This window comes from Streptomyces odontomachi, assembly GCF_024435355.1.
Classification (GTDB): domain Bacteria; phylum Actinomycetota; class Actinomycetes; order Streptomycetales; family Streptomycetaceae; genus Streptomyces; species Streptomyces odontomachi.
This window is the reverse complement of the sequence record NZ_JAMJWG010000029.1, coordinates 1-19,794: the sequence shown is the minus strand read 5'-3', so window position 1 is coordinate 19,794 and position 19,794 is coordinate 1. Positions and strand designations below refer to the sequence as shown.

6 protein-coding genes are annotated in these 19,794 nt (G+C 73.5%); 2 read left to right on the top strand and 4 right to left on the bottom strand.

The window, feature by feature from the left end; genetic code table 11:
- Nucleotides 1–5: 5 nt before the first annotated feature.
- The 4 genes from NQO67_RS38160 to NQO67_RS38145 form a co-directional block, all read right to left on the bottom strand.
- Entirely contained in the window at nt 6–1,211 is a 1,206-nt protein-coding gene (locus NQO67_RS38160; protein WP_255955078.1) for a nucleotide disphospho-sugar-binding domain-containing protein, read from the bottom strand.
- A gap of 76 nt (nt 1,212–1,287) precedes the next feature.
- Complete coding sequence (locus tag NQO67_RS38155) at nt 1,288–2,277, bottom strand: Gfo/Idh/MocA family protein (RefSeq protein WP_255955077.1); 990 nt, start codon at nt 2,275–2,277, stop codon at nt 1,288–1,290.
- A gap of 17 nt (nt 2,278–2,294) precedes the next feature.
- On the bottom strand, nt 2,295–3,716 hold the full coding sequence (locus NQO67_RS38150; RefSeq protein ID WP_255955076.1) for an NDP-hexose 2,3-dehydratase family protein: 1,422 nt from the start codon (nt 3,714–3,716) through the stop codon (nt 2,295–2,297).
- A gap of 311 nt (nt 3,717–4,027) precedes the next feature.
- Nucleotides 4,028–5,254: a nucleotide disphospho-sugar-binding domain-containing protein gene (locus NQO67_RS38145; RefSeq protein WP_255955075.1), complete on the bottom strand. Its 1,227-nt coding sequence runs from the start codon at nt 5,252–5,254 to the stop codon at nt 4,028–4,030.
- Between the two features lie 496 nt (nt 5,255–5,750).
- Here NQO67_RS38145 and NQO67_RS44040 point away from each other — a divergent pair, with 496 nt between their 5' ends.
- Nucleotides 5,751–12,581 (top strand): type I polyketide synthase, encoded by a 6,831-nt coding sequence (locus NQO67_RS44040; protein ID WP_305126779.1) that lies wholly within the window; start codon nt 5,751–5,753, stop codon nt 12,579–12,581.
- A 75-nt stretch (nt 12,582–12,656) separates the two neighbouring features.
- The coding region (locus NQO67_RS44035; protein ID WP_305126778.1) for a type I polyketide synthase at nt 12,657–19,794 on the top strand (7,138 nt) is incomplete at its 3' end.

Below are 19,794 nucleotides of genomic sequence, written 5' to 3'. Positions count from 1 at the left end.
CCCCCCTAGATCAGTTTCTCGAGTGTGCCGACCGTCTCGGCCGGCGTCGGCTGGGCGCCGATCTCCTCGCGCAGCCGCTGCGACGAGGCCCGGATGGCATCGTCGTAGAGGATGCTGGAGACGGCCGAGGCGATCCGGTCCTCCACGATGTCCCGGGAGAACAGCTGGATGCCGCAGCCGACGTTGGCCAGCTGCTTGGCGTTCAGCTGCTGGTAGGGCATGGTGACGACGATCGTCTGCGGCACGCCGAGCGCCGCCGCCGTGAGCAGGGTGCCGGAGCCGCCCTGGTGGATGAGCCCGTCGCAGGTGGGCAGCAGCAGGTTCAGCGGCATGCCCGTGACGACGCGGGCGAAGTCGGGCAGGTCGGTCAGCCGCTCACGCTCGGCGGCTCCGACCGCGAGCACGACCTCCACGTCGAGTTCCGCCAGGCCCTTGAGGATGGTCGGAATCGCGAAGTTGCCGTCTCCGGCCATCTCGGTGGTGGTGGTGCCCCAGGTGACGCAGACACGGGGCCGCTTGGGCCGCTCGGCGAGCCAGCCGGGCACCTCACCGGGACCGTTGTAGGGCACGTAGCGCATCGGGATGCGGTCCGTGACCGACGGGATCTGGAGGTCGGCCGTGCAGGTGTCGACGGTGCCGACCTGGTACTCGGGCCGTGGCTTGACCCCGTGGCGCTCGTAGAGGGCGACCAGGTCCTCGCTCCACTCGTCGACCGGGACGCCGTTGGTCGGCAGGCCGATCTGGCGGGACAGTGCGGGCCCCCACATGTAGTGCACCATGGGGACGCCGATCGTCTCGGCGGCGAGCGGGGCGGCGAGCACGATCGGGTCGGCCACGATCAGGTCGGGGCGCCACTCCTCGGCGCACCGCACGAGGTCGTCGGCCATGTGGATGGCGGAGTTCACGAACGGCACGAAGCGGATCTTGCGCAGTGCGGCCCGGTCCTCGTCGGTCACCTTCAGCTTCAGCTCGTTCTCGTCGAGCTTCTTGTGGGCGCCGCGCAGCCGCTCCGCGAGGGCCACGAACTCCGCGTTGAAGTCATGGTCCTCGGCGAGGGTCACATGGAGCATGCCGGTGCTCTTGACGGCGTCGGCGCAGGGCGGCTGGCTGGCGATCCGCACGTCGTGTCCGGCTGCCCGCATGGCCCAGGCCAGCGGCACCATGTGGAAGTAGTGGGTGGCCAGCCCCCACGGAACGAACAGAACCTTCATAGCTGGTTTCCTTTGCGCTTCTTCACACCGGACAGTGCTGCGTCGCTCCCCGGGCTCCCCTTCACCGGTGCCGGCCTCAGACCCACCGCGCCCGGCTCCTGATCTCGTCGATCAGCCCCATGTGGTGCAGCACGGTGTCGCGGTACGGGCCGAACTCCGTCTCGCCGCGAGCGGCTCGGGCGAAGGCGCGCAGCATGTTCCCGAACTGGTCGTCCGCCGCCAGGCTGATCTCCTCGGTGCCGCTCTGCCGCGTGACCCGCACCATCGGCCGCAGCGTGGCGGGCGGCGTGAACGCCCGGTGCAGGCTGAGGCGGCCTTTGCTGCCCCAGATCGCGTACATCGAGCGGTACCCGGACCGGAAGCTGAAGGAGAGCTCGGCGGGGACGCCGTCGCCGGAGCAGAGCAGCGCGTTGCCGCCGAGGTCGATGCCGCGTTCCTCGTCGCGTTGCAGCATGGAGCCGACCACGCTCAGGTCGTCGCCCAGGAACAGCTGGGCGGCGCGCACCGTGTAGACGCCGACGTCGAGCAGCGCGCCGCCGCCCAGGTCGGCCTGGTAGCGCACGTCGCCCGCCGGCCTGGGCGGGATGCCGAAGGCGCACGAGAACATCCGTGGCTCGCCGATCGCGCCCTCGTCGAGCAGGGCGCGCACCGCGGCGTGCTGGGAGTGGTGCAGGAACATGAAGCCGTCCATGAGCCAACGGCCGCACTTCTCGGCGGTGGCCACCAGGTCCTCGGCCTCCGCGAGCGTGGTCGTCACGGGCTTCTCCACCAGGACGTGCTTGCCGGCCTTGAGGGCGCGCAGCGCCCACTCGTGGTGCAGCCCGGCGGGCAGGGCGATGTAGACGGCGTCCACGTCCGCGCGTGCGAGCAGGTTCTCGTAGCCCTCGACGGGTACGCCGCCGTACTCGGCGGCGAAGCGTTCGGCCTTGGCGAGGTCGCGGCTGGCGACGGCGGCCGGTGCGACGTCCGGCACCCGGACCATGGCGGGCAGGGTGTGCCGCCAGGCGATGTCGCCGCAGCCCAGTACGCCGATGCGCAGCGGGGTGCCGGTCGCTTGTGGGGCCATGGTGTTCTCTCTTCCGTTCACCGGAGACTGTGGAGGCAGGCGAGCAGGCTGCGAGCCTCGACGTTCAGGTAGTGGCCGTGCCGCAGCAGTTCGGTGAGCTGGCCGACCGTCATCCAGCAGAAGGCCTCGGGCACCTCCACCGGGAAGTCCTGCGGGGCCTCGATGATCTGGTAGCGGGTCTCGGCGTGGTGGAAGCGCCCGCCCTCCTCCGAGAGCACCGAGTCGAACCTGACCCGTGCCGGGTCGGCCTTGGTGACCTCGTCGAGGAACGGCACCGGGGCTCCGCCGAACTCGGCGGCCGGCATCTGGACGGTGGGCGTCAGCTCCACGGTGTCCAGCAGGCCGGGCTCGGGCTGGGCCTTGACCAGCAGGTGCAGCACGCCGTTGATGGGGCGCGCCAGGAACGCCGCGAGCCCCTGCTCGCAGGGGGCGAGCAGAGGCTGGGTCCAGCTGGAGACCTCGCGGTTGGCCGCGGCGACCCGGGCTCCGATGATCCGGAAGGTGCCGCGCCCGTCCTTGCTGACGATCTCGTCGTCGGTACACGACCAGCTGTCGACCTGGTTCAGCGGTATGAGTCGGGTGCGCCACTCGTGGCGGGTCTTCATCTCGGTGAACCAGCTGAGCAGCTCGGTCCTGGTGTGCAGCGCGTGCGCCGGTCCGGTGGCGTGGTCATCCTGCGCCGGGGCGCGGTGGGAGCGCAGCAGCGCGGCCGTGAACGGGTCGTCGACGGTGTCGGCCGCGTCCTCGTCGACGCCCAGGTACGACAGCGCCGGGATGCAGGACAGCACCGTGCGCGCATCCATGTTCACCAGGTTGTCGACGCGCAGCAGCTGCCCGATCTGGTGGGGTGTCAGCCAGATGAAGTCCTCGTGCTCGGGCACGTCGCAGTCGACCTCGACGACGATGTTCCGGTTGTGCTTGCGCCAGAACCAGGAGCCCTGCTCGGACTGGAGGACGTCGACGATCACCCTGCCGCGCTGCGGGCCGCGGAAGAACTCCAGGTAGCGGGTGTTACGGCCGCGGTGCACCCGGGTGTAGTTGCTGCGGGTGGCCTGGATGGTGGGCGAGACCTGGAGGGTGTTGATGTTGCCCGGTTCCATTTTGGCCTGCATCAGGAAGTGCAGGACACCGTCGAACCGTTTGGCCAGAATGCCGAGAATGCCGATCTCGGGCTGGTGGATGATCGGCTGGCGCCAGTCGAATACCCCGTGCGGGCTTTCCGCTGCGACCTGGATGCCCTCGATGGTGAAGAATCGTCCGCTGATATGCCCGAGATTTCCGCTGGCCGGGTCGAATTTCCAGTCGTCGAGCGTTGCGAACGGAATGGGAGTCACTTCGAACTTGTTGGCCTTGTGCCGCTGCGCCCACCAGGCGTCGAAGGCGACAGCGGCCGCGTCGGCACCGTTCTGGCCGGCCACCGAGGTGGCGAGTGGTGACATCGGGTTCACGCCGCTTTCGCGTCTCCAGGCATCGGCGGATGCTCCTGCGGGCACTGTGGTCTTCCCATCCGTTGTAGATACAGCACAGCACCGCCGGCTGAAGCCGGAACAAGGTGCTGCCAAAGTCGAATTGTGAGGGGCTGTTCGCGGATGAGACCGGTGCTGAAGATTCCGCGTGATTCCTGTGAAGGCTTTCATACCGGTCCGCCGACTGCATCTTTCCGGGGGACAACCCCCGGACCCCCGGCCTGAGGAGCAGGCCGGCCGCGTACGGAAATCGATCCGCCGGTGCGCGGATACCGGCTCCCGTTTCAGGCCAGCGCTTCCAGGCGGCGCACCGCTTCGGCGAGCGCCGGCTGTGCCAGGTTCTCCTGGTGCACGTCCTCGGCGGCCTTCGTGTAACGCTCCTCGGTGAGCACGACGGACACGGCTTCGGTGAGCTCGTCGAGGTGGGCGGGCTCCGCCACGTCGTCCGGGTGGAAGCCGAGGCCGATCCCGGCGCCCACGGCCGCGACCCGTTCGGCGTTGAACGCGTGCCCGGGACCCTGCGGCACGACCACCTGGGGCAGGCCGTGCGCGGCGAGCACGGTCAGGATGCTCCCGGCGCCGCCGGTGTTGACGGATGCCGTGCAGCTCGGCAGGACCGCCTGCAACGGCATCTCCGACACCAGGCGCACCCCGTCCGGCACCTCGACCGCGGCACGGTCGTCGGCGGTGACGGTGACGACCAGCTCCACGTCAAGACGCGTCAGCGCTCGCGCGATCGCCGTGACCGGGTGTCCTGCACCGTCCCGGTTCAGCGCCTTGGAGGTCGACCAGGACACGCACACCCGGGGCCGCTCGGGCCGTGCGCCGGTCCACGCGGCCAGCGCGCCGGAGCCGTTGTGGGGCACGTACCGGGAGGTGTGACGGTTCTCGGGGTGGGCCGTCTGGAGGCTGGGCGGGCAGGAGGCGAGGCTGAAGGGGCTGTAGTCGGTGCGCGCCTCGACCCCGAAGCGGTCGTACAGCGCGCGCAGCACCGGATGCCAGCGCTCGACGGGGGCGCCGTACCCGGCGAACTTGTCCAGCGACGGCTCCGCAGGACCCCACTGGTGGTGGATCAGCACCGCCCCGGCCAGCTCGGCGACCAGGGGCGCGACCAGCGTGATCGGGTCGCTGACGACGACGTCGGGGCGCCAGGCGCGGGCGAACTCGACCAGCTGGTCGGACATCGCGGCGGCGGCGTGCGCATGCGGGGCGGTGCGCAGCTCGCCGTGCCACTTGCGTACCGCCGGGTCGATGGCGGCCAGCTCGGCGAAGGTCGCCGGTGACTTCCCCAGCTTCGCCCTGACCTCCCGGTCGGCTTCGGCGATCGACCCCATCAGGTCGTACGACTCCCCCACCACGACCGTGTTGAGGCCGGTCCGCAGGACCACGTCGCTGATGGCCGGCTGCGCTCCGATGCACACCTCGTGACCGGCCGTCCGCAGCGCCCAGGCCAGCGGCACCATCGGGAAGAAGTGTCCGGCCGCGGCAGCCGGAATCATCAGTACGCGCATCAGTGCTCCAGGGATTGCCTACGCTCGCTGTACGAAAACGGCGCCGACGGACGGCCGGCAGCCGCGGGTACCGGTGCGGCGCCCAGGACACCAAGAGCGGCTAAAGCGAGGCGCGGGGCAGTTCTAAAGCGGCGCGACCGCCCACCGGAACGGCGTCGTCCATGCCGTGGAACGGCGTCGTCCGTGCAGCGTACGGTCCGTCAGACCGGCGGCGGGGCGAAACGGGCGGCCGCCCGGGCACGCCGGACGGCACCGCCCGGCCGACCGCGCAAGCTGCGGTCTAGAGCCACTTAAGAGGTCTTTCCCAGTATGGATAAGGCCGTATGCCGGTTGGCTGGCCGGCACCACCTAAAAGCTCGGGCATCACGGACGGGGGCGGAAGCGATGCGACGTCACCCGATGGGACGCCAGGACATGTGAATCTCGACCGATGGCGCCGTCGCGAAGAGGCTCGGGGTTCCGCGAGCTTCCGGACCGCTTGAAGGACGAGCGTCAGATGACGACGAACGAGACGACCGAGACGAACTCTGACCGGCTCCGCGGCTATCTCCGGCGGGTCGCCGCCGAGCTGCACCAGACCCGCCAGCGCCTCCTGGAAGCCCAGTCCGCAGGTCGCGAGCCGATCGCCATCGTGGCGATGAGCTGCCGCTACCCGGGCGGGGCCGGCACGCCGGAGGAGCTGTGGCGGCTCGTCAGCGACGGCACCGACGCGATCTCCCCGCTGCCGGAGGGCCGTGGCTGGGACGAGGTCTACGACCCGGACCCGGACACCCCCGGCAAGATCTACATCCGCGAGAGCGGGTTCCTGCACGACGCCGCCGAGTTCGACGCCGAGTTCTTCGGGGTCAGCCCGCGCGAGGCGCTCGCCATGGACCCGCAGCAGCGGCTGCTGCTGGAGACCGCCTGGGAGGCCCTGGAGCGGGCCGGCATCCCGCCGGCCACCCTGCGCGGCACCAAGGCGGGCGTGTTCACCGGCGTCATGTACGGCGACTACGGCGCCCGGTTCACCGGCCGCTCCCCCGAGGACTTCGAGGCCTACCTGGCCACCGGCAGCTCCTACAGCGTGGTCTCCGGACGGGTCGCCTACACCCTCGGTCTGGAGGGTCCGGCGATCAGCGTGGACACCGCCTGCTCGTCGTCGCTGGTGGCGCTGCACCTGGCCTGCCAGGCGCTGCGCAGCGGCGAGTGCGACATGGCGCTGGCCGGCGGCGTGACCGTGATGTCCTCGCCCACCAGCCTGATCGAGTTCAGCCGGCAGCACGGCCTGGCCCCGGACGGCCGCTGCAAGCCCTTCTCCGCGGACGCCGACGGCACCGCGCTCGGTGAGGGCGTCGGCATGCTGCTGGTGGAGCGCCTGTCGGACGCGCAGCGGCACGGCCACCCGATCCTGGCGGTGGTGCGCGGCTCGGCGATCAACCAGGACGGCGCCAGCAGCCAGCTGTCCGCGCCCAACGGCCCCTCCCAGGAACGCGTCATCACCGCCGCCCTGGAGAACGCCCGCCTCACCGCCGGCGACGTCGACGCCGTCGAGGCACACGGCACCGGCACCACCCTCGGCGACCCCATCGAGGCCCAGGCACTGCTCGCCACCTACGGCAAGGACCGCCCCGCCGACCGCCCCCTGTGGCTCGGCTCCATCAAGTCCAACGTCGGCCACACCCAGGCCGCCGCCGGGGTCGCCGGCATCATCAAGATGGTCCAGGCGATCCGGCACGGCGTGCTACCCAAGACGCTCCACGCCGAGCAGGCCTCCCCGCACGTCGACTGGGCGAGCGGCACCGTGCGGCTGCTCACGGAGCCGACCGAGTGGCCGTCGGCCGACCGGCCGCGCCGCGCCGCCGTCTCCTCGTTCGGCATCAGCGGCACCAACGCCCACGTCATCCTGGAGGCCGCGCCCGCTCCCACCGCCGAGGCGGCGACCGAGGGCGAGCCGACCGGGCAGAACGGCTCCGCCTCCGCGCAGCCGGACGGGACGGCCGGCGACGAGACGGCGCAGCACGCGCCCACCGTGGCCAGCCCCGCCCCCGTCACCCCCTGGGTGGTGTCCGCCAAGACCGAGCAGGCCCTCCAAGCCCAGGCCGCCCGGCTGCGGGACTTCATCACCGCCCGCCCCGAACTCGACGTCGCCGACCTCGGCCGGGCCCTCGCCACCACCCGCACCCACTTCGCCCGCCGCGCCGCCGTGGCCCCCGCCGACACCGACCGGCAGACCTACCTGGCCGCCCTCGACGCCCTCGCCGACGGCCTTCCGCACCGGGCCCTGGTCCAGGGGGAGGCGGCCGGAGACGAGCGCAAGACGGCGTTCCTGCTCTCCGGGCAGGGCAGCCAGCGGCCCGGGATGGGACGGGAACTGTACGAGACGTTCCCCGTCTTCGCCCGCGCCCTGGACGAGGTCTGCGCGCTCCTCGACGCCCACCTCGACCGGCCCCTGAAGGAGCTGATGTTCGCCGCCAAGGGAACCCCCGAGGCCGAACTGCTCGACCAGACCCAGTACACCCAGACCAGCCTCTTCGCCCTCCAAATCGCCCTGCACCGGCTCCTGGAACACTGGGGCGTACAACCCGACCACCTCATCGGCCACTCCATCGGCGAGCTGACCGCCGCCCACCTGGCCGGCGTGCTCTCCCTGGAAGACGCCTGCACGCTCGTCGCCGCCCGCGGACGGCTCATGCAGGCCGCACCGGCCGGCGGCGCCATGATCGCCATCCAGGCCACCGAAGACGAAGTCCGCACCACCCTCACCGACGACGACCGCGTCACCATCGCCACCATCAACGGCCCACAGGCCGTCGTCATCGCCGGCGACGAGGACCAGGCCCTGGAACTCGCCGACCACTGGCGCGCCCAGGGCCGCAAAACCACCCGCCTCACCGTCAGCCACGCCTTCCACTCCGCCCACATGGACACCGTCCTGGCCGAGTTCCAGCAGATCGCCGAAGGCCTCACCTACCACGCCCCCCGCATCCCCGTCGTCTCGAACGTCACCGGAACCACGGCAACCGCCGAACAACTCACCTCCCCCCAGTACTGGACCGACCACATCCGCAACGCCGTCCGCTTCCACGACGGCATCACCCACCTCCACCAGCACCACCAGATCGGCACCTACCTGGAGATCGGCCCGCACGCGGTGCTGACGGCGGTCGCCGCGGACTCGCTGCGGGACGAGGAGTCCGGGGCCGCGGCTGCGGCGTTGATTCCGGCGTTGCGGCGGGACCGGCCCGAGGCGGCGACGCTGGTGAAGGCGGTGCTGTCGGCGTACGCGCACGGTGTGGTGCCGGACTGGGACGCGTTCCTGGGCGCGGCGGACGCTGCGGACGGTGCCGATCGGGCTCCGCTGGACCCGGTCGAGTTGGCCGAGCTGCCGACGTACGCCTTCCAGCGCACCGCCTACTGGCTCGACGCGCCGGGCGCGCCCGCGGACGCGAGCGGGCTCGGGCAGGTGCCGGACGACCATCCGCTGCTCGCCGCCGGCATCGAACTGCCCGACGACGAGGGGCACCTGTTCACCGGGCGCGTCTCGCGGCGCACCCACCCGTGGCTGGCCGACCACGTGGTGCACGGCACGGTGATCCTGCCGGGCACGGGGTACGTGGACCTGCTGCTGCACGCCGCCGACCGGGTCGGCTGTGACCGGATCGTGGACCTCATGCTGGAGGCGCCGCTGGTGGTGCCGGACGAGGGCGCGGTGCGGCTGCGGGTCACGGTCGGCGCGGCGGACGACGCGGGCCGGCGCACCGTCGCCGTTCACGCCCGGCCCGAGGACGCGCCGCAGGACGCCGAGTGGACGAGTCACGCCAGTGGTGTGGTCGCGCCGGGCGAGACTGAGTCCGAATCGGCCTCACCGGTCGAGCTGACCGTGTGGCCGCCCGCGGGCGCCGAACCGGTCGCCGTCGACGCGGTACGCGAGCAGCTGGCCGCCAACGGGCTCGCCTACGGGCCGGTCTTCCAGGGCTTGAGCGCGGCATGGCGGGACGGTGCCGGGGCGCTGTGGGCCGAGGTGGCGCTGCCGGAGGGGGCGGACGCGGGTGACGCGGCCCGGTTCGCGCTGCATCCGGCGCTGCTGGACGCCGCGCTGCACCCGCTGGGGCTGGACGACGCCGGGGTGGGCGGGGTGCGTATCCCGTTCGCCTGGGCGGGTGTCTCGCTGCACGCCACCGGCGCGACCCGGCTGCGGGTGCGCCTGGCGCCCACCGCGCACGGGTCGGTGGCCATCGACATCGCGGACCACCTGGGTGCGCCGGTGGCCTCGGTCGCCTCGCTGGAGCTGCGGCCGATCCGGGCCGAGCAGCTCGCCGTCGCGGCGCACGCCGGGCAGCAGGACCTGTACCACGTCGACTGGAGCGAGGTGGCCGCGCCCGAGGAGGTCGCGGCCGGGTCGCTGGCGGTGCTCGGGGACCATCCGGCGCTCGTGGCGGCGTTGACGGCGGCCGGGGCGCAGGTCGGCGCGTACGCGGACCTTCAGGCGCTGACCGCGGACGCGGCGCAGGCGGTGCCGGACACGGTGCTCGCGCCCTGGGACGCGGTAGCGGAGGCCGGCACGGAGGCCGGCGTGGACGGCTCGGGGAGCGCCGCCGAGGGCGCGCACGACGCCGCGCACCGGATGCTGGCGCTGGTCAAGGAGTGGCTGGCCGAGGAGCGGTGCGCCGGGTCGCGTCTGGTCGTGGTGACCCGGGGCGCGGTCGTGGCGCAGGGTGGCGAGGATGTGCGGGACCTGGCGGGCGCCCCGGTGTGGGGGCTGCTGCGGGTGGCGCAGTTGGAGAACCCGGACCGGTTCTGCGTGGTCGACGTGGACCGTCTCGAGTCCTCCGTGGAGCGGCTGGCGACGGCCGTGGCGGTGGCCACCGGGGCGGCCGGGGGCGCGGCGGGTGAGCCGCAGCTCGCGGTGCGCGACGGGGTGTTGCTGGCGCCGCGGCTGGTCCGGGCGGGCGCCGACACGGCGCTCGTGGTGCCGGCGGACGCCGCGGAGGTGGCCGGGCGGCCGGCCGCCTGGCGGGTGGACATGCCCGAGAAGGGTGCGCTGGACAATCTCGCGCTGCTGGCCTGTCCGGACGCGGTGGCGCCGCTGGAGCCGGGACAGGTCCGGGTCGGCATGCGCGCCGCCGGCCTCAACTTCCGCGATGTGATGATCGGCCTGGACATGTATCCGGGTCAGGAGGCGCTGGGCGGCGAGGGCGCCGGTGTGGTCCTGGAGACGGGCCCCGGGGTCTCCGGCGTCGCGGTGGGCGACCGGGTGATGGGTCTGTTCGCCGGGGCGATGGGCCCGGTGGCGGTCACCGACCACCGGCTGCTGCACCGGATGCCGGCGGGCTGGAGCTTCGCGGCGGCCGCGTCGGTGTCCGTGGTGTTCCTGACCGCGTTCTACGGCCTCACCGACCTGGCCGGGCTGAAGCGGGACCAGCGGCTGCTGGTGCACGCGGCGGCGGGCGGCGTCGGCATGGCGGCGACCCAGCTCGCCCGGCACTGGGGCGTGGAGGTCTTCGGTACCTCGAGCTCCGGCAAGTGGCCGGTGCTGCGTGCCCAGGGCTACGCCGACGACCACATCGCCAACTCCCGCACCCTGGACTTCGAGGCGAAGTTCGCCGAGGTGACCGGTGGTGCCGGCATGGACGTGGTGCTGGACTCGCTGGCGAACGAGTTCGTGGACGCCGGCCTGCGGCTGCTGCCGCGCGGCGGCCACTTCCTGGAGATGGGCAAGACCGACATCCGCCAGCCCGGCACCGTCGCGGCCGAGCACCCGGGCGTGGCCTACCAGGCGTTCGACCTTCAGGACGCCGGCCCGGACCGGATCCAGGAGATGCTGGCCACGCTGGTGGAGCTGTTCGAGCAGGGGGTGCTGCGGCCGCTGCCGATCACCACCTGGGACGTCCGCCGCGCCCCGGAGGCGTTCCGCTACCTGAGCCAGGCCCGTAACGTCGGCAAGGTGGTGCTCACCGTGCCGGCGCCGCTCGACCCGGACGGCACCGCCCTGATCACCGGCGGCACCGGCACCCTCGGCGGCCTGATCGCCCGCCGTCTGGTGACCGAGCACGGCGTCCGGCACCTGCTGCTGACCAGCCGCTCGGGCCCGGACAGCCCGGCGGCCACGGCGCTCACCGGCGAGCTGACCGCGCTGGGCGCCGAGGTCACCGTCGCGGCCTGCGACGCCGCCGACCGTACGGCGCTGGCCACACTGCTGGCCGCCGTGCCGGCGAAGCACCCGCTGACCGCGGTGGTGCACGCGGCGGGCGTCATCGACGACGCGACGGTGGGCGCGCTGACGCCCGAGCGGTTCGACACGGTGCTGCGGCCCAAGGTCGACGCGGCCTGGCACCTGCACGAGCTGACCCGGGACGCGGACCTCGCCGAGTTCGTGCTGTTCTCGTCGGTGGCGGGCACCCTGGGCAACCCGGGCCAGGCCAACTACGCCGCCGCCAACACCTTCCTGGACGCGCTCGCGCACCGCCGGCGCGCCGAGGGCCGGCCCGCGACCTCGCTGGCGTGGGGCCTGTGGGCCGAGGCCAGCGGTATGACGGGGCACCTGAGCGGCGCCGACCTGTCGCGGGTGACGCGCGGCAGCGTGGCCGCGCTCCCCACCGAGCAGGCGCTGGCGCTGTTCGACGCGGCGCTCGCCGGCAGCCGGGCCTGCCTGGTGCCGGTGAAGCTGGACACGGCGTCGCTGCGGGGCACCGCAGGGGACGTCCCGCCGATGCTGCGCGCGCTGGTCAGGGCCGGCCGGGTCCGCCGGGTCGTCGGGCCCGCCGGGGGCGGCGGCAACGCGGCGTCGGCGTCCGCCGAGTGGGCGCAGCGGCTCGCCGGGCTGCCGGCGGCCGAGCAGACCGACGCCCTGGTGCAGCTGGTGCGCACCGAGGCGGGGACGGTGCTGGGGCATGCCTCGCCGTCGTCGATCGGCAGCACGCACGCCTTCAAGGACCTCGGCTTCGACTCGCTCACGTCGGTGGAGCTGCGCAACCGGCTCGGCGCCGCGGTCGGGCTGCGGCTGCCCAGCACCCTGGTCTTCGACCGGCCGACGCCGGCCGCGGTCGCCGAGTTCCTGAAGTCGGAGCTGGCCGCGGCGGCACCCGATCCTGCCCAGTCCGGGCCGGCCGCCGGCGGTGCCGCGCTGCTGGCGCAGCTGGACGGCCTCAAGGCCGCGGCGCTCGGCACCCCGCCGGACGACGACACCCGCACCGAGCTGGCCGCCCGCCTGAAGTCCTTCCTCCACGAACTGACCGCGGCGCCGGGCCAGCCGGCCGGCAGCGCGGACGACGACGAGGCGGACCTCTCGGCCACGATCGACGACGCGTCGGACGACGACCTCTTCGCGTTCATCGACAACGAACTCTGACCACCTGCTTCACCTACGTCACGAAGCTTCCTCAATGCCTCGTGACCTGATCTTCCTGGAAGGGACCGGCCGGGGATGGCGAACGAGGACAAGCTCCGCGATTACCTCAAGCGCGTCAGCGCTGACCTGCACCAGACCCGCCGGCAGCTGCGGAAGATCGAGGCGAAGAAGCGGGAACCGATCGCGATCGTGGGGATGGCCTGCCGCTTCCCGGGCGGGGTGACCTCGCCCGAGGAGCTGTGGGAGCTGGTCGCCGAGGGCCGCGACGCCATCAGCGGCTTCCCCACCAACCGCGGTTGGGACGACGACATCTACGACCCCGACCCGGACGTGCCCGGCAAGACGTATGCGCGCGAGGGCGGCTTCGTCCACGACGTGGACCAGTTCGACGCGGAGTTCTTCGGGATCAGCCCGCGCGAGGCGCTGGCCATGGACCCGCAGCAGCGGCTGCTGCTGGAGACCGCGTGGGAGGCGTTCGAGCGGGCCGGGATCGACCCGTCACAGCTGCGTTCCACCCCCACCAGCGTCTTCGCCGGTGTGGGCGGTTCGGAGTACGTCTCCATGCGCTACCCGGGCAGCGCCGGCGCCGACGGCTACGTGCTCACCGGCATGGCCGCCAGCGTCGCCTCCGGCCGCCCCGCCTACGTGCTCGGCCTGGAGGGCGCCGCCGTCTCCGTTGACACGGCGTGCTCGTCGTCGCTGGTCGCGCTGCACCTGGCCTGCCAGGCGCTGCGCAACGACGAGTGCACGATGGCGCTGGCCGGCGGTGCCACCATCATGCCGAGCCCCGGCATCTTCCTGGAGTTCAGCCGGCAGCGCGGGCTGGCCAGGGACGGCCGCTGCAAGCCGTTCGCGGCGACCGCTGACGGCACCGGCTGGGGCGAGGGCGCCGGCATGTTCGTGCTGGAGCGGCTCTCGGACGCGCGGCGCAACGGCCACCGGGTGCTGGCGCTGGTGCGCGGTTCGGCGATCAACCAGGACGGCGCCAGCAACGGTCTGACGGCGCCCAACGGCCCGTCCCAGCAGCGCGTCATCCAGGCCGCCCTCACCAACGCCCAGCTCACCACGGCGGACGTCGACGCGGTCGAGGCGCACGGCACCGGCACCACCCTCGGCGACCCGATCGAGGCGCAGGCGCTGCTCGCCACCTACGGCAAGGACCGGCCCGCCGAGCAGCCGCTGTGGCTCGGCTCGGTGAAGTCCAACATCGGGCACACCCAGGCCGCCGCCGGTGTCGCCGGTGTGATCAAGATGGTGCAGGCGATGGGGCACGGCCTGCTGCCGAAGTCCCTGTACGCCGACGAGCCGACGCCGCACGTCGACTGGGAGGCGGGCGCCGTCCGGCTGCTCGACGACGCCCGGCCGTGGCCGGAGGTCGACCGCCCGCGGCGCGCTGCGGTGTCGTCGTTCGGCATCAGCGGCACCAACGCCCACATCATCCTCGAAGCCCCGCCGGCCCCCGGCGAGGAGGACGCCGCCGCGGCCTCGGATGGCGACGCCACCGACGCCACCGACGCCACCGACGCGAGCGGCGCCTCGCAGGCCGTGGACGGCGCGGAGACGACGGCCGCGACCGCGCTGCCCACCGTGCCCTGGGTGCTCTCCGCCAAGTCGGAGCAGGCACTCAAGGCGCAGGCCGCCCGGCTGCGGGAGTTCGTCGCCGCGCGGCCCGATCTCGGCATCGGCGAGATCGGCCACTCGCTGGCCACCACCCGCACGCACTTCGCGCACCGCGCCGCCGTGGCCCCGGCCGGCGGCGACCGTGACGCGTTCCTCGCCGGGCTCGACGCGCTCGCCCGCGGCGAGCAGGGCAGGGCCGTCGTACCCGGCACGGTCGTGGAGGACGGCAAGACGGCTTTCCTGTTCTCCGGGCAGGGCAGCCAGCGGCCCGGGATGGGACGCGAGCTGTACGAGGCCTTCCCCGTCTTCGCCCGGGCCCTGGACGAGGTCTGCGGTCACCTCGACACGCATCTCGACCGGCCCCTGAAGCAGGTCATGTTCGCAGCCGAGGGCACGGACGACGCCGCGCTGCTCGACCAGACCCAGTACACGCAGACGGGCCTGTTCGCCCTCCAGGTCGCCCTGTTCCGGCTCCTGGCGCACTGGGGCGTACGCCCGGACCACCTGATCGGCCACTCCATCGGCGAGTTGACGGCCGCCCACCTGGCGGGCGTGCTCTCCCTGGAGGACGCCTGCACGCTCGTCGCCGCCCGCGGACGGCTGATGCAGGCCGCACCGGCCGGCGGCGCCATGATCGCCATCCAGGCCACCGAAGACGAAGTCCGCACCACCCTCACCGACGACGACCGCGTCTGCATCGCCACCATCAACGGCCCCCACGCCATCGTCGTCGCCGGCGACGAGGACCGGGCGCTCGAACTGGCGGCGCACTGGAAGGACCAGGGCCGCAAGACCACCCGGCTCACCGTCAGCCACGCCTTCCACTCCGCCCACATGGACACCGTCCTGGCCGAGTTCCAGAAGGTCGCCGAAGGCCTCACCTACCACGCGCCCCGCATTCCGGTCGTCTCCAACGTCACCGGAACCGCCGCCACCGCGGCCCAGTTGACGTCGCCGCGGTACTGGACCGACCACATCCGCCAGGCGGTGCGGTTCCACGACGGCATCACCTACCTGCACCGGAACCACCGCACCACCACCTACCTCGAACTCGGCCCGCACCCGGTGCTCACCGCGCTCGCCACGGAGTCGCTGCGCGAGGCGGACGCGCAGGGCGGCGGGCAGCCGGCCGCGCTGGTGCCGCTGCTGCGCCGGGACCGCGCCGAGCCGGCCACCCTCACCCGGGCCGTGCTCACGGCGTACGCGCACGGCGCCACGCCCGACTGGGCGGCGCTGCTGCCGTGCGCCGCCGGGGCCGAGCGCGTCGACCTGCCCACCTACCCGTTCCAGCGGCGCAGCTACTGGATCCGGTCCAGCGTGATCACCAGCCCGAGCGGTCTCGGGCAGTCCGCCACCGACCACCCGCTGCTGGACGCCGCGATCGAGCTCCCGGACGGCGAGGGGTACGTCTTCACCGGCCGGATCGCGCTGTCGTCGCACCCGTGGCTGGCCGAGCACGCCATCGGCGGCGCGGTGATCGTGCCCGGCACCGCCTACGTGGACCTGGTGCTGCACGTCGCCGACCAGACCGGCGGCGGCCACATCGACGAGTTGACGCACCACGTGTTCCTCGCCGTGCCCGAGCAGGGCGCGCTCCAGCTGCGCGTCACGGTCGGCGCGCAGGACGACGCGGCGCGTCGCACCTTCACCGTGCACTCCCGGCGCGAGGACGCGCCGCAGGACACCGAGTGGACCCGGCACGCCAGCGGCCTGATCGCGGCCGGCAGCCCGGCGGAGCCGGAACCGCTCACCGCCTGGCCGCCCGCCGAAGGCACGCCCGTCGACGTCGACGACCTCCAGGAGCGGCTGGCCCGCATCGGCTTCGGCTACGGACCGCTGTTCCTGGGCCTGGAGGCGGCCTGGCTGGCCGGGGACACCATCTACGCCGAGGTCGCCCTCCCCGAGGACGCGGACGCCGGGGCGTTCGGCATCCACCCGGGTGCGCTGGACGCGTCGATCCAGTCGTTCTTCGCGGAGAAGCTGCGCCTCGCCGGGGGCGACCGGGCGGCGTTCCAGCTGGGCGTGCCGTTCTCGTGGGCCGGGGTCGCGCTGCACGCGTCGGGCGCGGGCCGGCTGCGGGTACGCATCGGCATCGTGGACGCCGACACGCTCACCGTGACCCTCGCGGACGGCACCGGCGCTCCCGTGCTGAGCGTCGACGCCCTGACGACACGCCAGGTCAGCCCCGAGGCGCTGCTGGCCGCGACGCCCAAGCGGCAGGACCTGTCCGAGCTGACCTGGGCGCCGCTGCCCGAGGCCGCAGCGACCGCGGCCGTCACCTCGTACGCGCTGCTGGGCGACGACCTGGCACCGCTCGCCGCCGCGCTGGACGTCGGCGGCCTGACCGGGCAGGCGTACCCGGACCTGGCGGCGCTCACCGCCGCGGTGGCGGACGGCGCCGCGGTCCCGGACGTGGTCCTCACCGCGCACGGCACCGCTTCCGCCTCCACCTCCGGTGACGGCACCGCCGCCGACCCCGCCGTGGTGCGGGCCCGCACGCAGGACGCCCTCGCCCGCGCCCAGGCCTTCCTGGCCGAGGAGCGGCTGGCCGCGAGCCGGCTGGTGTTCGTCACCGCCGGCGCCGTCGCGACCGGCACCGGCGACACCGTCACCGACCTGGCCGCCGCCCCCGTCTGGGGCCTGGTCCGCACCGCCCAGGCCGAGGAGCCCGGGCGGCTGCTGCTCGTCGACCTCGGTGCCGGCGCCGGTGCGGGCCCGGACGCGGCCGCGCTGGTGACGGCGCTCGGCTGCGGTGAGCCGCAGACGGCCGTGCGGGCGGGCGGCGTGCTGGTGCCGCGGCTGACGCCGGTCACGGACGCCGCCGGCAACGCGGACGGGGTGCCGTTCGACCCGGAGGGCACCGTCCTGATCACCGGTGGGACCGGTGCGCTGGCCGCGCTGGTCGCCCGGCACCTCGTGACCCGGCACGGCGTGCGCCGGATGCACCTCGTCAGCCGGCGCGGGCCGGCCGCGGCCGGCGCCGCCGAACTGCACGGTGACCTCACCGCGCTCGGCGCCGAGGTGACCATCAGCACCTGCGACAGCACGGACCCGGAGCAGGTGCGTGCCCTGCTGTCCGCGATCCCCGACGAGCATCCGCTCACCGCCGTCATCCACGCCGCCGGCGTGCTGGACGACACCACGCTGCCGTCGCTGACCGCCGATCGTCTGGACGCCGTGCTGCGCCCGAAGGTCGACGCCGCCTGGCAGCTGCACGAGCTGACCCGCGATCTCGACCTGACGGCGTTCGTGCTGTTCTCGTCCGTCGCCGGCACCCTCGGCAACGCCGGCCAGGCCAACTACGCGGCGGCCAACGCCTACCTGGACGCGCTCGCGCACCACCGGCACGCCCTCGGGCTGCCCGCGACCTCGCTCGCCTGGGGACCCTGGGCCACCGGCAGCGGCATGGCGGGCGGCCTCGACACCGACCGGCAGGCCCGCATCAACAAGAGCGGGGTCAAGACGCTGGAGCCCGAACGGGCCCTGGAGCTGCTGGACATCGCGCTCACCGCCCACCGGGACCGTCCGACGCTGGTCCCCGCGGTCGTCACCGCACCTCAGGGCGCCGCACCGGCCCGGCGGACCGCCCGGCGGTCCTCCGGCGGGGGCACGTCACAGCTGCGGCAGCAGCTCGCCGGCAAGAGCGAGACCGAGCGGCGGCAGATCCTGCTGGAGCTGGTGCGCACCCACGCCACCCAGGCACTCGGCCATGACACGCCGGGCGCCATCGACCCCGAGCAGGCCTTCCAGAGCCTCGGCTTCGACTCGCTCACCGCCGTCGAGCTGCGCAACAGCCTCAACTCCGCCACCGGCCTGCGCCTCCCGGCCACCGCACTCTTCGACTACCCCACGGCCAACGCCCTCGCCGGCTTCCTGGTCACCCGCCTCGAGGACGTCCCGGCCGAGGCCGCGCCCCGCACCGGCCGGCCGGCCGCACGCGCGAAGACCGCGTTCGACGAGCCGATCGCGATCGTCGGCATGGCCTGCCGCTACCCGGGCGGCGTCACCAGCCCCGAGGAGCTGTGGCAGCTGCTCGACGAGGGCCGCGACGCCACCTCCGACTTCCCCGTCAACCGCGGCTGGGACATCGAGGGCGTCTACGACGCCGACCCGGACGCACGCGGCAAGACCTACGGCCGCCGCGGCGGCTTCGTGCACGACGCGGACGCGTTCGACGCCGCCTTCTTCGGGATCAACCCGCGCGAGGCCATGGCGATGGACCCGCAGCAGCGGATGCTGCTGGAGACCGCGTGGGAGGCGCTGGAGAACGCCGGCTTCGACCCGACGGCGCTGCGCGGCTCCACCACCGGCGTGTTCGTCGGCATCTCCGCCAACGAGTACCTGCTGCTCGGCCACGAGGGCCCGGAGGACATCGAGGGCTACCTGCTCACCGGCACCTCCTCCTCCGTCGCCTCCGGCCGGATCGCCTACACCCTCGGCTTCGAGGGCCCCGCGGTCAGCGTCGACACGGCCTGCTCGTCGTCGCTGGTGGCGCTGCACCTGGCCATGAAGTCGCTGCGCTCGGGGGAGACCCCGCTGGCGGTGGTCGGCGGCGCCACGGTGCACTCGACGCCCGGCATGTTCCAGGAGTTCAGCCGGCTGCGCGGGCTCGCGGCCGACGGCCGCTGCAAGTCGTTCTCCGCGCAGGCCGACGGCGTGGCCTGGGGTGAGGGCGCCGGCACGTTCGTGCTGGAGCGCCTCTCCGACGCCCGCCGCAACGGCCACCGCGTCCTCGCCCTGGTGCGCGGCACCGCCGTCAACCAGGACGGCGCCAGCAACGGCCTCACCGCCCCCAACGGCCCGTCCCAGCAGCGCGTCATCCAGGCCGCGCTCGACGACGCACGGCTCACCACCGCCGACGTCGACGCGATCGAGGCACACGGCACCGGTACGTCGCTCGGTGACCCGATCGAGGCCCAGGCGCTGCTCGCCACCTACGGCCAGGACCGGCCGATGGACGAGCCGGTGTGGCTCGGCTCGATCAAGTCCAACATCGGCCACACCATCGCGGCGGCCGGCGCCGGCGGCATGATCAAGATGATCATGGCGATGCGGCACGGCAGGCTGCCCAAGTCGCTGCACTGCGAGGAGCCCTCGCCGTTCGTCGACTGGGACGAGGGCGCCGTCCGGCTGCTCTCCGAGGCACGGGCCTGGCCGGAGACCGGCCATCCGCGCCGCGCCGGCGTCTCCTCGTTCGCGGTCAGCGGCACCAACGCGCACGTCATCCTGGAGGCGGCACCCGCCGCCGCCCCGCACGGCACCTCCGGTCCCGCCACCGAGACCCCGGCCGCCGACGCGCAGGCCGGCACGCCGACGGTGCCCTGGGTGCTGTCCGGCAAGACCGAGGCGGCCCTGCGGGACCAGGCCGCACGGCTGCGGGACTTCGTGACCGAGCGCCCCGACACCGTCCCTGCCGACCTCGGGCAGGCGCTCGCCACCACCCGCACCCACTTCCCGCACCGCGCCGCGGTCAGCACGGTCGACGGCAGCCGCGACGACCTGCTCGCCGGCCTCGGCGCGCTGGCCCAGGGCCAGGCCTCGGCGGCCGTGACCCGGGGGACGGCGGCGAGCGAGGCGAAGGTGGCGTTCCTGT

Bases quoted from the DNA above. Each gene is read 5' to 3' on its own strand.
- NQO67_RS38160 (WP_255955078.1), bottom strand. From the start codon at position 1,211: ATGAAGGTTCTGTTCGTTCCGTGGGGGCTGGCCACCCACTACTTCCAC.
- NQO67_RS38155 (WP_255955077.1), bottom strand. From the start codon at position 2,277: ATGGCCCCACAAGCGACCGGCACCCCGCTGCGCATCGGCGTACTGGGC.
- NQO67_RS38150 (WP_255955076.1), bottom strand. From the start codon at position 3,716: ATGTCACCACTCGCCACCTCGGTGGCCGGCCAGAACGGTGCCGACGCG.
- NQO67_RS38145 (WP_255955075.1), bottom strand. From the start codon at position 5,254: ATGCGCGTACTGATGATTCCGGCTGCCGCGGCCGGACACTTCTTCCCG.
- NQO67_RS44040 (WP_305126779.1), top strand. From the start codon at position 5,751: ATGACGACGAACGAGACGACCGAGACGAACTCTGACCGGCTCCGCGGC.